The following is a 629-nucleotide window of genomic DNA, read 5'->3' as shown; positions in this document are numbered from 1 at the left end:
CTGCTCGAGCTGGTCGAAATGGAAGTTCGCGAACTCCTCGACAAGTACGAATTCCCCGGCGACGACACCCCCATCATCCACGGCTCGGCCAAGCTCGCCCTGGAAGGCGACAAGGGCGACCTGGGCGAAGGCGCCATCATGAAGCTGGCAGAAGCCCTGGACACGTACATCCCCACGCCTGAGCGCGCTGTGGACGGCACGTTCCTGATGCCCGTGGAAGACGTGTTCTCGATCTCGGGTCGCGGCACCGTGGTGACCGGCGCTGTCGAGCGCGGCGTGATCAAGGTCGGCGAAGAAATCGAAATCGTCGGTATCCGCCCCACCGTCAAGACCACCTGCACCGGCGTGGAAATGTTCCGCAAGCTGCTGGACCAAGGTCAAGCTGGCGACAACGTCGGCGTGCTGCTGCGCGGCACGAAGCGCGAAGAAGTCGAACGCGGCCAAGTGCTGTGCAAGCCCGGCTCGATCAAGCCGCACGTGCACTTCACCGCCGAGGTGTATGTCCTGTCCAAGGACGAAGGCGGCCGTCACACGCCGTTCTTCAACAACTACCGTCCGCAGTTCTACTTCCGCACGACGGACGTGACCGGCGCGATCGAGCTGCCCGCGGACAAGGAAATGGTCATGCC

General features: G+C 63.4%; 1 protein-coding gene. It reads left to right on the top strand.

Going from position 1 to position 629, the window contains the following annotated elements:
- The coding region (locus AC1RLW_RS31400; protein WP_493196294.1) for an EF-Tu C-terminal domain-related protein at window positions 1-629 on the top strand (629 nt) is incomplete at both ends.

It is taken from the genome of Variovorax sp. GW822-FHT04A09, assembly GCF_058801005.1.
Note: the sequence above shows the minus strand (reverse complement) of the source record. Positions and strands in the feature narration are given on the sequence as shown.